The sequence below is a fragment of the Kitasatospora sp. CB01950 genome, from assembly GCF_001905465.1.
Taxonomy (GTDB): domain Bacteria; phylum Actinomycetota; class Actinomycetes; order Streptomycetales; family Streptomycetaceae; genus Kitasatospora.
Window position 1 is genome coordinate 273,476 of sequence record NZ_LISX01000004.1, and the last position, 13,549, is coordinate 287,024.

The 13,549-nt window shown below is 72.9% G+C and carries 11 protein-coding genes; 3 read left to right on the forward strand and 8 right to left on the reverse strand.

Annotation, left to right across the window (positions count from 1 at the left end):
- Window positions 1-75 precede the first annotated feature (75 nt).
- Window positions 76-1,983, forward strand: coding sequence for an FUSC family protein (locus AMK19_RS13210; protein ID WP_143200192.1), 1,908 nt, complete (start codon window positions 76-78; stop codon window positions 1,981-1,983).
- Between the two features lie 3 nt (window positions 1,984-1,986).
- On the opposite strand, the gene AMK19_RS13215 is transcribed toward AMK19_RS13210, so the two are convergent.
- From AMK19_RS13215 to rsmI, 8 genes are all read right to left on the reverse strand, one after another.
- A complete protein-coding gene (locus AMK19_RS13215) occupies window positions 1,987-3,801 on the reverse strand; it encodes an ABC-F family ATP-binding cassette domain-containing protein (protein ID WP_073811292.1) in 1,815 nt (604 codons plus the stop codon).
- Between the two features lie 144 nt (window positions 3,802-3,945).
- Window positions 3,946-4,932, reverse strand: coding sequence for an aldo/keto reductase (locus AMK19_RS13220; protein WP_073811293.1), 987 nt, complete (start codon window positions 4,930-4,932; stop codon window positions 3,946-3,948).
- 76 nt (window positions 4,933-5,008) lie between these two features.
- Window positions 5,009-5,935, reverse strand: coding sequence for a 4-(cytidine 5'-diphospho)-2-C-methyl-D-erythritol kinase (locus AMK19_RS13225; protein WP_073811294.1), 927 nt, complete (start codon window positions 5,933-5,935; stop codon window positions 5,009-5,011).
- Window positions 5,935-6,816: a 16S rRNA (adenine(1518)-N(6)/adenine(1519)-N(6))-dimethyltransferase RsmA gene (rsmA, locus tag AMK19_RS13230; RefSeq protein ID WP_073811295.1), complete on the reverse strand. Its 882-nt coding sequence runs from the start codon at window positions 6,814-6,816 to the stop codon at window positions 5,935-5,937. The genes AMK19_RS13225 and rsmA overlap by 1 nt, the downstream gene beginning before the upstream one ends.
- A gap of 16 nt (window positions 6,817-6,832) precedes the next feature.
- Window positions 6,833-7,186 (reverse strand): Uma2 family endonuclease, encoded by a 354-nt coding sequence (locus tag AMK19_RS13235; RefSeq protein ID WP_158071902.1) that lies wholly within the window; start codon window positions 7,184-7,186, stop codon window positions 6,833-6,835.
- Window positions 7,187-7,213: 27 nt separating this feature from the next.
- Window positions 7,214-8,095 carry a TatD family hydrolase gene (locus tag AMK19_RS13240; protein ID WP_073811298.1) on the reverse strand — a complete coding sequence of 294 codons (882 nt, stop codon included), beginning with the start codon at window positions 8,093-8,095 and terminating at the stop codon, window positions 7,214-7,216.
- A 174-nt stretch (window positions 8,096-8,269) separates the two neighbouring features.
- Window positions 8,270-8,689 carry a hypothetical protein gene (locus AMK19_RS13245; protein ID WP_073811300.1) on the reverse strand — a complete coding sequence of 140 codons (420 nt, stop codon included), beginning with the start codon at window positions 8,687-8,689 and terminating at the stop codon, window positions 8,270-8,272.
- Window positions 8,690-8,940: 251 nt separating this feature from the next.
- Window positions 8,941-9,786: a 16S rRNA (cytidine(1402)-2'-O)-methyltransferase gene (gene rsmI, locus AMK19_RS13250; protein ID WP_073811302.1), complete on the reverse strand. Its 846-nt coding sequence runs from the start codon at window positions 9,784-9,786 to the stop codon at window positions 8,941-8,943.
- A 106-nt stretch (window positions 9,787-9,892) separates the two neighbouring features.
- On the opposite strand from rsmI, the gene AMK19_RS13255 reads away from it, so the two are divergent.
- Complete coding sequence (locus AMK19_RS13255) at window positions 9,893-11,713, forward strand: dolichyl-phosphate-mannose--protein mannosyltransferase (RefSeq protein ID WP_443135005.1); 1,821 nt, start codon at window positions 9,893-9,895, stop codon at window positions 11,711-11,713.
- 129 nt (window positions 11,714-11,842) lie between these two features.
- A complete protein-coding gene (locus tag AMK19_RS13260; protein ID WP_073811306.1) occupies window positions 11,843-13,549 on the forward strand; it encodes a penicillin-binding transpeptidase domain-containing protein in 1,707 nt (568 codons plus the stop codon).

A 13,549-nucleotide genomic window follows, 5' to 3' on the forward strand; every position in this document is an offset into this window, starting at 1 on the left:
CCGAGAAGACCCGATCTGCCGTGCAATGTCGCCCAGCAGCCGCGAACCTCTCGTGCAGCAAAGGCGCGTGATTCCGTGTCAGCCCCCGGCCGCAGTGGCGCGTCCCGCGCCCCCCGTTCCGCCTGGTGGGCGTTGGCCCTGCGGCCGGCCCGGCCGCCGGTGCCGTGGCGGCAGACGGTCCGGGCGGCGGTCGGGATGGCGGTGCCGCTGCTGGCGGGCCTGCTGGGCGGACGGCTGGACCTCGGGGTGTTCGCGGCGCTGGGTGCGATGCACGCCACCATGAACGACCGGGTGGAACCGCTGCGGCTGCGCGCCCCGCGGATCGCCCTGGCACTGACCGCCTCCACCACCGGCATGCTGGTCGGGGCCGCGCTCCAGCACCTCGGCGCGGGCGGCGTGCTGGTCGGCGTCGCACTGACCGTGATCGGCTTCGTCGGCGGCGCACTGTCCGCGACCGGCCCGCGCGGCTCGGCGGCCGGGATGCTGCTGCTGGTGTCGGCCTCGCTGGGCGGCGGCATGGCGCTGCCGCACCCGTGGTGGGCGGCGCCCGCGATGATGCCGTGCGGCGCGGCCCTGGTGCTGCTGCTGGGCCTGCGCTACCGCACCGACGTCCGCACCGACCCGCGCACCGTCGCCCTCGCGGGGGTCTACCGGGCGCTCGGCGGGATGCTGGCCGCGCTCGGCACCCCGGACGGGGCAGCGGCCCGACGGGTGCTGACCGCCCGCCTCAACCTGATGCAGGACCTGCTGCCGCCGGCCCGCCCGGGCCGCCACGAGTCCGAACGCCTGCGCTGGCTGCGCCGCTCGTACGAGGCCGCGCTCGGCACCACCGAGGCCGCCGCCGGGCTGCTCTGGGCCTGGCGTCCGGTGCCGCCCGAACTGGTCGAGTTCCCGGCGGCGCTGGCCCGGCAGATCACCGGCGGCCCCGAGCCCGACTACCCGGACTGGCGGCCGGACACCCCGTCCCGGACGGCGTTCGACACCGCGCTGCGGGCCGCCGCCGACACCGTCGCGGGCCGCTGGGCCCCGCTGGACACCGCCGCTCCGCCCCCGCCCGACCCGTGGCGGCTGCGCGCCCGGCTGCTGTCGGCCGGCTCGGTCCGCTACGGCCTGCGGGTCGCCCTGTGCGTGGCGGTCGCCGAGACGGCCGTCAACGCGCTGACGCTGAGCCGCAGTTACTGGGTCCCGCTGACGGTGGCGTTCGTCCTGAAGCCGGATCTCGGCTCGGTGTTCCAGCGCGCCGTCAGCCGGGTGCTCGGCACCCTGCTCGGCATCGCGGCGACGGCCGCCCTGCTGGGCCTGACCACGAACGAGTGGACGCTGAGCGTCGTGGTGTCGCTGTGCGTGGCGCTGCTGCCGTACTCGACGGCCGCGCACTACGGACTGAACACCGCGGTGATGACGCCGGTGGCGCTGATCCTGGTGCAGCTCGGCGGCGAGAGCGGCGCCGCCGAGTTCTGGCCGCGGATCCTGGACACCACGCTGGCCAGCGCCATCGTCCTGGTCTTCGGCTACCTGCTGTGGCCCGAACGCACCCCGCACCGGATCGAACCCGGCATCGTCTCGGCCGCCGCCACCGTCCGCGAGTACCTGGCCGCCGTCGCCCGGGTCGAGCCGGTCGCCGAGGTCTGGCTGCGCCGCACCGCCTACCGGGCCCTCGCCGACGCCCGCCGCCAGGTCGAACTCGGCCTCGCCGAACCCCCGCCCGCCGGCCGCCTCGCCGAACAGTGGCTGCCCGCCACCGCCGCCCTCGAACGCCTCTCCGGCGCGGTCGCCGCCTACGCCGCCCAACTCCGTTACGGCGGACGGGAACCCGAGCCGGAGGTGATCGAACGCGTGCTGCGCTCCCTCGACCGCCTCACCGAAGCCGCCCGCGCCCACCACCCGCCGTCCGGCCGGGCCGCCCGCCCGACCGGACCGCACGACCCGACCCGCAGCGCCCTGGCCCGCGCCGCCGACGAACTGGACGTCCTGCTCGACTGAACCTCAGACCTGCTCGGCCAGCTCCAGCCAGCCCATCTCCAGCTCCTCCTTGTCCTCGCGGACCTTGCGCAGCTGCGCGTCCAGCTCGGCGACCTTGGAGAAGTCGGCGGCGTGCTCGGCCAGTTGGACGTGCAGCTTGGACTCCTGCTGGTCCAGCTTGGCGATCTGCCGCTCCAGCTTCTGCATCTCCTTCTTCGCCGCCCGCACGTCGCCCGCCGACAGGCCGGACGCCGTCTCCGCGGCGGCCGGGACCTGCGCGGCCGCGGCCGCGGCGGCGGCCTCCGCCATCGCGGTGCGGCGCTCCAGGTACTCGTCGACGCCGTTCGGCAGCATCCGCATCCGGCGGTCGCCGAGCAGCGCGTACGCGGTGTCGGTGGTCCGCTCGATGAAGAACCGGTCGTGGCTGATGACGACCATCGAGCCGGGCCAGCCGTCGAGCACGTCCTCCAGCTGGTTCAGGGTCTCGATGTCCAGGTCGTTGGTCGGCTCGTCGAGGAACAGCACGTTCGGCTCGTCCATCAGCAGCCGCAGCAGCTGCAGCCGGCGGCGCTCGCCACCGGACAGGTCGCCGACCGGCGTCCACTGCTTGTCCTTGCTGAAGCCGAACTGCTCGCACAGCTGCCCGGCACTCATCTCCCGGCCCTTGCCGAGGTCCACCCGGCCGCGCACCTGCTCGACGGCCTGCAGCACCCGGATGGTCGGGTCCAGCTCCGCGACCTCCTGCGAGAGGTACGCCAGCCGCACCGTCTTGCCGACCTTGATCACGCCGCCGGCCGGCTGCACGTCCCCCTCGGTCGCGTACGCGGCCTGCATGGCCCGCAGCAGCGAGGTCTTGCCCGCGCCGTTCACACCCAGCAGACCGATCCGGTCGCCCGGCCCGAGCTGCCAGGTCACCCGCTCCAGCAGCAGCTTCTCGCCCGCCTTGACGGTCACGTCCTCCAGGTCGAAGACCGTCCGGCCCAGCCGCGCGTTGGCGAACTTCATCAGCTCGGACTTGTCGCGCGGCTCCGGCACGTCCGCGATCAGCGCGTTCGCCGCCTCGATCCGGTACCGCGGCTTGGACGTCCGCGCCGGGGCGCCGCGACGCAGCCACGCCAGCTCCTTGCGGGCCAGGTTCTGGCGCTTCTGCTCCTCCGTCGCCTCGATCCGCGAGCGCTCGGCGCGCGCGAACACGTAGTCCGAGTAGCCGCCCTCGTACTCCCGCACCTCACCGCGCTGGACGTCCCACATCCGGGTGCACACCTGGTCCAGGAACCACCGGTCGTGGGTGACGCACACCAGCGCCGACCGCCGGTTCTGCAGGTGCTTCGCCAGCCAGGCGATGCCCTCCACGTCCAGGTGGTTGGTCGGCTCGTCCAGCACGATCAGGTCCGGCTCGCCCAGCAGCAGCTTCGCCAGCGCGATCCGCCGACGCTCACCGCCCGACAGCGGACCGATCACGGTGTCCAGCCCGTCCGCGAACCCCGGCAGGTCCAGCCCGCCGAACAGCCCCTGGACGATGTCCCGGATCCGCGCGTCGCCCAGCCACTCGTGGTCCGCCCGGTCCGCGATCACCTCGTGCCGGATGGTCGCCTTCGGGTCCAGCGAGTCGTGCTGCGTCAACACCGCCATCTGCAGCCCGCCGGAGTGGGTGATCCGCCCGCTGTCCGGCTCCTCCAGCTTCGCGAGGATCCGGATCAGCGTCGTCTTTCCGTCACCGTTCCGCCCCACCACCCCGATCCGGTCGCCCTCGCTGACGCCAAGGCTCACCCCGTCCAGCAGGGCCCTGGTGCCGTACACCTTGCTGACGGACTCGATGGTGGCGAGATTGACGGCCACGAAGCTGCGCTCCTGGGGAAAGGGGGAAGAACACCCCCAGCCTAGTGGCGGTGCAAAACCAGGCAGCGCACAACCAGGGGCGGGTGGGGGTACCTCCCGGCCCGCCAGGGCTGGGGGAGAACTGCGAGGGTGCGAACCCGCCGTTCACCGTGCAGCGTCGAGAACCGCCCGCTGCTCCACCGTCAGCTCCAGGTCCAGCGCCCCCAGACTCTCCTCCAGCTGCGCCACCGACGAAGCCCCCACCAGCGGAATCACCGGCAGCTCGCCGCCGAGCAGCCACGCCAGCACCACCTGGTTGCGCGTCGCCCCGGTCTCGCGGGCCACCGCGTCGAGCGCCGCGAGCCGGACCGGCGTCCCCGCGTGGTCGAAGGACGGGCCGAGCGGCTTGTCGTCGCGGACGTAACCGCCGCCGAGCAGCGGGGAGTAGGCGACCAGGGTGAGTTCGGGGCTCTCCTTGAGGTATGTGATCAGGTCGCCCTGGACGGCGGCCTGGTCGCCGTCCCGGTTGAGCAGCCCGGGCCAGTCGCCGCGCCGCCGCAGGTAGGTGTGGCCGTACTGGAGCACCTCGTACCCGGGCAGTCCGGCCTGCGCAGCAAGGTTGCGGGCCCGCTCGACCCGCCAGGACCAGTGGTTGGAGACGCCGAGCAGCCCGACCGTCCCCTCCTCGACGAGTTCGCCGAAGGCCTGCACGGTCTCGGCGAGCGGCACCTTCGTGTCCTCGACGTGCGCGTACAGCAGGTCGAGCTTCTCCACCCCGAGACGCTTCCTACTGGCCTCGGAGGACGCCCGGATCACCTCGGCGGACAGCCCCTCGCCGTTCTCGATGAACCCCGTGCCGGGGGCCTTCGGCCGCGCCCCGAGCTTGGTGGCGATCACCACCTCGTCGGTGATCCCCCGGCTGGCCCGCCACCGGCCCAGCACCTCTTCGCTGATGCCGCCCTGGCTGCCGTCCTGCCAGTACGCGTAGTTGTTGGAGGTGTCGATGAACGTGCCACCCGCCTCGACGTACCGGTCCAGCACCGCGAAGGACGTGGCCTCGTCGGTGAGCGTGCCGAACAGCATCGCGCCGAGGCTGAGCACACTCACCTCGCGACGGGTGCGCGGATCGGTTCCAATGGTGCGCTTGCGCATCCGGGTTCCCCTCGTCTCCGCAGCCCGCCCACTGCGGGCCACGGAGAGGAGTCTGAAACCCGGAGCGCGCTCCAGGTCAAGCAGAGGTCTGAACCACCTGCGCGCCGGGCACCGGGCCGTGGGTGGGGTGGGCCGCGCGGCAGGTGCCGGAGGTGCGGAGGGCGGTGGCGATGTGGGCGGCGGCGTCGGCGTCCTTGGCCAGGAAGGCGCAGGTCGGGCCGGAGCCGGAGACCAGGGCGGCGAGCGCGCCGGCCTCAGTGCCCACGTGCAGGGTGTCGGCGAGGGACGGGCGGAGCGAGACGGCGGCGGCCTGCAGGTCGTTGCTGAGGGCGGCGGCCAGCGCGACGGGGTCGCCGTCGGCGAGGGCGGCGAGCAGCTCGGGGTCGGCGTCGGGGTCCGGTACGTCCGCAGCGGACGACCCGAGACCGGACTCTTCGCGCAGCCGGTCGCACTCCCGGTAGACCGCCGGAGTGGACAGCCCCCCGTCGGCGACCGCGAACACCCAGTGGAAGGTGCCGGAGACGGGCAGCGCCTCCAGGATCTCGCCGCGCCCGCGGCCCAGGGCGACGCCGCCGAGCAGGGCGAACGGGACGTCGGAGCCGAGTTCGGCGGCGAGGTCCAGCAGGGTCGGCAGCGGGGTGTCCAGGCCCCACAGGGTGTCGCAGGCGAGCAGCGCGGCCGCGCCGTCCGCGCTGCCGCCGGCCATTCCGCCGGCGACCGGGATGGCCTTGTTGATGTGCAGGTGGACGCCGGGCTCGGGCAGGCCGTGGTGGGCGGCGAGCAGGCGGGCGGCCCGGGCGGCCAGGTTGGTGTCGTCGAGCGGGACGGCGTCCGCGTCGGGGCCGGTGCAGGTCAGGGTGACGCCGTCGCCGGGGGTGGCGGTGACCTCGTCGCCGAGGGCGACGGCGAAGAACACGTTCGCCAGGTCGTGGTAGCCGTCGGGACGGACCCCGCCGACGCCGAGCTGCACGTTGACCTTGGCGGGTACGCGGACGGTGACCATCACTGCTCCGGAGTCTTCGGCTTGTGCTCGGCGATCGCCGCGAACTGCTCCACCGTCAGCATCTCGCCGCGCAGCGTGTGGTCGATGCCCGCGCCGCGCAGCGCCTCCTCGGCGGCGGCCGGCGAGCCGGCCCAGGACGCGAGCGCGGCCCGCAGGGTCTTGCGGCGCTGCGCGAACGCGGCGTCCACGACGGCGAACACCTCGCGCCGGGTGGCGGTGGTGGACGGCGGGTCGCGGCGGATCAGCGAGACCAGACCGGAGTCGACGTTCGGCGCGGGCCAGAACACGTTCCGTCCGATCGCGCCGGCCCGCTTCACGTCCGCGTACCAGTTGGCCTTCACGGACGGCACGCCGTAGACCTTGTTGCCGGGCTTGGCGGCGAGCCGGTCGGCGACCTCGCTCTGCACCATCACCAGGGTGCGTTCGATGCTGGGGAACATCTCCAGCATGTGCAGCAGCACCGGGACGGCGACGTTGTACGGCAGGTTCGCCACCAGCGCGGTCGGCTCGGGGCCGGGCAGCTCGGTGACGTCCATGGCGTCGCTCAGCACCAGGTCGAAGTTGTCGGCCTTGCCGGGCATCCGGCCCTTGACGGTGTCCGGCAGGTGCCGCGCCAGCACCGGGTCGATCTCCACGGCCGTGACGTGCCGCGCGACCTCCAGCAGCGCCAGCGTCAACGACCCGAGCCCCGGCCCGACCTCGACCACCGCGTCCTGCTCCGTCACCTCCGCCGCCCGCACGATCCGCCGCACGGTGTTCCCGTCGATGACGAAGTTCTGCCCGCGCTGCTTGGTCGGCTTCACGCCGAACGCCTCGGCCAGCGCACGGATGTCGGCAGCGCCCAGCAGGTGGCCGTCGGAGGTGGGTTCGGTGGTGCTCACCCGCCAAGGATACGGGTCAGAACTCCACCAACTGCTTGAGATCGATCTCAACGGGGAACGGCAGGTCGGTCCGCAGCAGCCCTTCGTGCACGGCGACCGGAAGGTGGACGCCCTGCGCGTCGTCGAGCCGGAACTCGTGCACGACGGGAAGGTCGTTGTCACCGCGCTCGACCCGCCAGTAGGACGGGATGCCGGCCTCGGCGTACTGCGCCGGTTTGCGGAACCGATCGGTGCTGCGAGTGGCCGGAACGACCACCTCAACGGCAAGCAGCACGGACCGCAGCGGCAGGGTGTCCATGGTGCGGACGTCGAGCCCCGACTCGTCGTGCACCACCACATCGGGTCGAACCCAGTTCCGCGAGTCGAACACGCGGCTGGCGTAGCGCCGCAAGCGCTCTCAGTAACCGAACGCCCGTGCCGTGTTGGCGGCAATCGCCGTCGCCAACTCGTCCTCGCCCAGGGCCAGATGGGCCGCCATCGCGCGCAGGGTCACCGGGATCAGGTAGGGGGCGTTGGGGCGGCCGCGGTAGGGGTGGGGGGTGAGGAAGGGGGCGTCGGTCTCGATCAGGATGCGGTCGAGGGGGGTGGCGGTGAGGGCTTCGCGGAGGGGGTGGTTGGCCTTGTAGGTGACGGGGCCGGCGAAGGAGAGGTACCAGCCGTGTTCGGCGCAGGTTTTGGCCATGGCGGCGTCGCCGGAGTAGCAGTGGAAGATCGTCCGTTCGGGGGCGCCCTCTTCGAGCAGGACGGCGATGACGTCCTCGTGGGCGTCGCGGTCGTGGATGACCAGGGCCTTGCCGTGGCGCTTGGCGATCTCGATGTGCCGGCGGAAGGACTCCTTCTGCAGGTCGACGCCCTCGGGGCCGGTGCGGAAGTAGTCGAGGCCGGTCTCGCCGACGGCGAGGACGTGCGGGAGGGCGGCGAGGCGGTCGATCTCGGCGAGGGCCTCGTCCAGGGCGGCCTGGCCGCCGGGCGAACGGCGCTGGCCGGACCAACCGTCGGGGTCTCCGAGGAAGATCCGGGGGGCCTCGTTGGGGTGCAGCGCGACCGCGGCGTGCACCTGCTCGTACTCGGCGGCGAGGTCGGCGGCCCACTGCGAGCCGGGCACGTCGCAGCCGACCTGGACGACCGTGGTGACGCCGACGGACGCGGCGCGGGCCAGCCCTTCGGCGGGGGTGCCGGACTGCATGTCGAGGTGGGTGTGCGAGTCGGCGACGGGTACCGCGAGCGGCTCGGGGAGCGGCGGCGGGGTGGAGCGGTCGTCGTTCTTCTTGGCGGCCATCGGAGCGCAGTCTTCTCTTCGGGAGAACGGGGAAGGTCGCGGCGAATCCTACGTCCCCGGACATGCCGCGGCCCCGGACGTGCCGCAGCCCCGGACATGCCGCGGCCCCGGACGTGCCGCGGCCCCGGATCGCGGGTGGCGGTCCGGGGCCGGCGGGCATCGGAGTGGTGGGTGTCAGTCGGTGTGGTGGCGCCGGAACAGCCGGTTCCACCAGTGCCGGCCGCGCGGCTTGCGCCGCCGCTGCGGGCCCTCGGGTTCGGCGGTGGGCGCGTAGCCGGGGGCGACGCTGGCGGCGAGGGCGGCGACCCGACCGGCCCGCATGATTCGGACCCGTTCACCGCCGCAGCCGGGGCAGACCAGTTCGCGCAGCGGGGACGGCACCTTGACCCCGTTCGCCTTGTACTCGACCACGGTGTGTCCGTCGCGGCCGGTGTGGTGCTCGATGTCGTACGCCTGCTCCCAGCCGTAGCCGCAGTTGAGGCAGACGAAGGAGTAGGCCTCGCGGACCGTCTCCACGGGGATGCGCGGCCGGGTGGTCAGCCCGAGACCGCTGGGTGCTCCGCCGTCCAGGGGGCTGTCGATCGTGTCGCTCATGCGCCACCTCGCTTCGCTCGGAGCCCGTCGCCCGACCTGGCGGGCCCGGCGCGGGTCTTTCCATCCCAGGGAATGCCCGGGAGGGTCCGTCCGATGCCCGGCTTGCCAAGTCTTGGTTCCGAATTGGCCCTCCGCTGGGGTGCTCATTCCAACGTACGACCGTTTCCGGCCACGGGCACACGGCCGATCGAACAGCACGCTCGACCGGCCGACGTGTTCAACCGGCCGACGTGTTCGACCGGCCGACGCGCTCAGCCCGCGTGCTTGGCCGCCACCACGGCGTCGAAGACGACGGACTTGCGCAGGCCGAGCTCGGTGGCGACCGCGGCGATCGCCTCCTTGCGGCGTTCGCCGGCCTCCTCGCGGGCGGCGACCCGGCGGGCGAGTTCGGCGGGGCCGACCTCCTCGGGGGCGGCGGGCGGGGCGCCGGCCACCACGACGGTGATCTCGCCCCTGACGCCGTCGGCGGCCCAGGCGGCGAGTTCGGCGAGCGGGCCGCGCTTGACCTCCTCGTAGGTCTTGGTGAGTTCGCGGCAGACCGCGGCGGACCGGTCGGCGCCGAAGGCCTCGGCCATCGCGGCGAGGGTCTCGGCGATCCGGTGCGGGGCCTCGAAGAAGACCATGGTGCGGGGTTCGGCGGCGATCTGGGCGAGCTGCCGGGAGCGGTCGCCGGCCTTGCGGGGCAGGAAGCCCTCGAAGGTGAAGCGGTCGACGGGCAGCGCGGACAGCGCCAGCGCGGTGAGCACGGCGGACGGGCCGGGAACGGCGGTCACCTTGATCCCGGCGGCGACGGCCGCGTCCACCAGCCGGTAGCCGGGGTCGGAGACCGAGGGCATGCCGGCGTCGGTGACCAGCAGCACCCGGGCGCCGCCCTGGAGCGCGGTGACGAGTTCGGGGGTGCGGCCGACCTCGTTGCCCTCGAAGTAGGACACCACCCGGCCGGTCGGCGTCACGCCGAGCGCCTGGGTGAGCCGGCGCAGCCGCCGGGTGTCCTCGGCCGCGATGACGTCCGCCTCCGCGAGTTCGGCGCGCAGTCGGGGCGGCGCGTCCTCGACGTCGCCGATGGGGGTACCTGCCAGTACGAGAACACCAGTCACGGGACCATCCTCCCCTACCGGCGGGGGTCCTCACCGGGACGGGACCCGGTACGGTGCGGCGCGGGCCTCGCGGGGACCCCTTGTGACTTCAGCCATTGCCCCTACGATGTGGCCCGTGAGCGGCGACATGGACAGTGGTATGGACCACCCCGGGCGGGGCGGCGTGACGGTGCTGGAATCGGCCGATCCGGCCGCCGTTCCGGGGCCGCGCGCCGAGCCCGAAACGGCCTCCCGGTGGGCCCGGGCGCTGGTCGGCGTGGGTTACCGCGCGCCGTTCCGCCGGCCGGCGGTCGAGCAGTTGGTGCCGCCGATGCCGGACGGTCCGGGCGTCACCCCGGAGCTGGTCCCGCCGTCCCCGGTGCTGGTCAGGCTGGGCATCCGGCTGCCGGACGCGCTCTGGTCCTGGCTGTGCCGCTGGTCGGGCTGGCTCGGCCCGATCGCGGTCGCGGCGTTCGCGGGCGTGCTGCGTTTCGTCGGCCTCGGCGGGCCGCACGCGCTGATCTTCGACGAGACGTACTACGCCAAGGACGCGTACGCGCTCTGGCAGGTCGGCTACGAGACCAACTGGTCGGACGACGCCAACGCCCTGATCACCGGCGCGAACCCGAGCGTCCCGTTCCGCACCGACCCGGCGTACATCGTGCACCCGCCGGTGGGTAAGTGGATCATCGGGCTGGGCGAGCAGATCTACGGCATGAACCCGTTCGGCTGGCGGTTCATGATGGCCGTGCTCGGCACCCTGTCGGTGCTGATGCTGGCCCGGATCGGGCGGCGGCTGTTCCGCTCGACCCTGCTGGGCTGCGTGGCCGGGCTGCTGATGTCGGTCGACGGCCTGCACTTCGTGCTCAGCCGCACCGCGATCCTCGACCTGATCGTGATGTTCTGGTTCCTCGCCGCGTTCGGCCTGCTGCTGATCGACCGGGACCGCACCCGGGCGCTGATCGCGCAGCGGCTGGAGGCGGGGCTGCCGACCGGCTGGTGGCAGCTCGGCTGGCGGCCCTACCGGCTGGCGGCGGGCGTCAGCCTCGGTCTGATGATGGGCACCAAGTGGAGCGGCGCCCCGGCGATCGCCGCGTTCGTGCTGCTCACCGCGTTCTGGGACACCTCGGCCCGCCGCCTGGCCGGCCGGATGCGCACCGCCGCCGGGCAGCCGGTCGACGAGCGCGGACGCCTGCTGCGGCACTGCTGGGACTTCGTCTCGTCCGGCCTGAGCATCGGCATCACCGCGCTGGCCACCTACCTGGTCACCTGGACGGGCTGGCTGATGTCCTCGACGCAGCCCGGCAAGGGCGGCTACTTCCGCGACTGGGCGGTTCAGCACCCGGGCGGCTTCGGCCCGGACTGGCTGCGCAGCCTGTGGCACTACCACTACACGATGTGGGACTTCCACACCCACCTGCACAGCCCGCACACCTACCAGTCCAACCCGTGGAGCTGGCTGGTGCTGGGCCGCCCGGTCTCGTTCTTCTACGAGTCGCCGAAGAACGGCCAGGACGGCTGCACCGCCGCCGACTGCGCCCGCGAGGTGCTGGCGATCGGCACCCCGCTGCTGTGGTGGGCGGGCATCGCCGCGCTGCTGTACTGCCTGTACCGCTGGCTGATGCGCCGCGACTGGCGGGCAGGGGCGCTGCTGAGCGGCGTGGCGGCCGGCTACCTGCCCTGGTTCATGTACCAGGAGCGGACGATCTTCCTGTTCTACGCGGTGTGCTTCGTACCGTTCCTGGCGCTGGCGGTGACGATGATGATCGGCGCGATGCTGGGGCCCGCGGAGGCCTCGCCGGACCGCCGGATGGCGGGCGCCACGGCCGCCGGTCTGCTGGTCACGGCGATCATGTGGAACTTCCTGTACTTCTATCCGCTCTTCACCGGCCAGACGATCCCACTGTCGGACTGGAACGGCCGGATATGGCTCAGCACCTGGCTCTGAGCCACACCGAGGAGCGTGTACCGGATGTGTCACAAACCGACGGCGTGTCGTGAGTGCACGGATGGTGTCTGCTTATGGTGTCGTGGCCGCTGAATCCCGACGGCCACGACACATTCTGGGGGGCTCCACGTGAACAACGGCGCGAAGATCGGCATCGCCTCGGTCGCCGCTCTGCTGCTCCTCGGCGGCGGCTACGGGGCCTACGCCCTGATCTCCGGCGACTCCGGTGGCAAGGAGTCCGCCAAGCCCCGCACCGTGGTCGCCGAGCCCCCCGGCCCCGAGCTCGCCGCATCCGGCGCCAAGGCGTTCCTGGACGCCTGGGCCAAGGGCGACCTGTTCGGCGCGGCCAAGCTCACCGACGACCCGGACAAGGCGCAGGCCGCACTGCAGGCCTTCCAGAGCAACGTGAAGCCCAGCGCGCTGCACCTCACCGTCGGCGGCCCCACCACCGCGCCCAGCCCCAGCCCGTCCGCCTCCAAGTCCTCCGCCGCCGGCGTCGGCGACGGGACGGCACCGCCCTCCTCGACCGCCTCCCCGGCGCCGACCGGGGTGCTGGAGAGCTTCAAGGCGTCGATGGAGTTCGCCGAGACCGGCAGCCCGTGGAACTACGACGGCGTGCTCGGGGTGGTGAAGATGAGCGACGGCACCGCCGCCGTGCACTGGGCGCCGACCGTGATCCACCCGAAGCTGGACGGCACCGAGACCATCGGCATCAAGCCGGTGTTCGCCGCGCCCGCCGCCGTCACCGACCGCAAGGGCAAGCCGCTGAGCAGCTACCCCTCGCTGGGCCCGTTCCTCGCGCAGCTGAAGGCCGCCGCCCCGCAGGGCGGCAACCCGGAGGACGCCGGCACCGCCGTGGTGATCTCCCCGGCGTCCGGCAACGGCGCCGCCGAGAAGCTGTTCACGCTGAAGGAGCCGAAGGCCGTCCCCAACCTGAAGCTGACCCTGGACGCGGACCTCCAGGCGGCCGCCGAGTCCGCGGTCGCCGCGCAGGGCAAGCCGGGCTCGCTGGTGGCGATCGAGCCCAGCACCGGCGGCATCCTGGCCTACGCCTTCTCCCCCACGACCGGCCAGAACCGGGCGTTCTCCGGGGCGACCGCGCCCGGCTCCACCATGAAGGTGCTGACCGCCGCCGCGCTGCTGGAGGCCGGGGTCACGCCGAGCACCACCATGGCCTGCCCGGAGACCACCATGGTCACCGGCAAGTCCATCAGCAACGACTTCAAGGGCGCGCACCCCGAGTACACGCTCACCGACGCGTTCATCAACTCCTGCAACACCTCCTTCATCGAGAAGGGCAAGGACGTCCTCAAGCCGAGCAGCCTGCCCTCGCTCGCCAAGGACGTGTTCGGCATCGGCCTGGTCTGGAAGACCGGCCTGTCGAACTTCGACACCGAGATCCCGGTCGAGACCAGCATGGCGGGCGCGGCCAGCGAGTTCATCGGCCAGGGCAAGATCCGCGCCAACCCGCTGGGCATGGCGTCGATCGCCGCGACCGTGCAGTCCGGGGTGTTCCGGCAGCCGATCCTGGTGCCCGGCATGGACCAGGTGAAGGCCTCCCGGACGCTCTCCGGCGACGTGCTCACCTCGCTGCGGTCGCTGATGACGCAGACCGTCAAGTCCGGCACCGCCGCGAGCGTGAAGCCGGCCCTGCCGTCCGGTTCCGGTGCGAAGACCGGCACCGCCGAGGTCGACAGCACCACCGACGCGAACTCCTGGTTCCTCGCCTACTCGGGCGACCTCGCGGTCGCCGCCGAGTTCCAGGGCGCCGGGCACGGCGCGGCGGCAGCCGGACCGGCCTCGTCCAAGGTGCTGGGAGTCGGTAACCACAAGTGA

What these genes read in the sequence shown, in the direction of transcription:
- AMK19_RS13245 (WP_073811300.1), bottom strand. Translation starts at nt 8,689, where the DNA reads ATGAGCGACACGATCGACAGCCCCCTGGACGGCGGAGCACCCAGCGGT.
- AMK19_RS13255 (WP_443135005.1), top strand. Translation starts at nt 9,893, where the DNA reads ATGTGGCCCGTGAGCGGCGACATGGACAGTGGTATGGACCACCCCGGG.
- AMK19_RS13225 (WP_073811294.1), bottom strand. Translation starts at nt 5,935, where the DNA reads ATGGTCACCGTCCGCGTACCCGCCAAGGTCAACGTGCAGCTCGGCGTC.
- AMK19_RS13220 (WP_073811293.1), bottom strand. Translation starts at nt 4,932, where the DNA reads ATGCGCAAGCGCACCATTGGAACCGATCCGCGCACCCGTCGCGAGGTG.
- AMK19_RS13240 (WP_073811298.1), bottom strand. Translation starts at nt 8,095, where the DNA reads ATGGCCGCCAAGAAGAACGACGACCGCTCCACCCCGCCGCCGCTCCCC.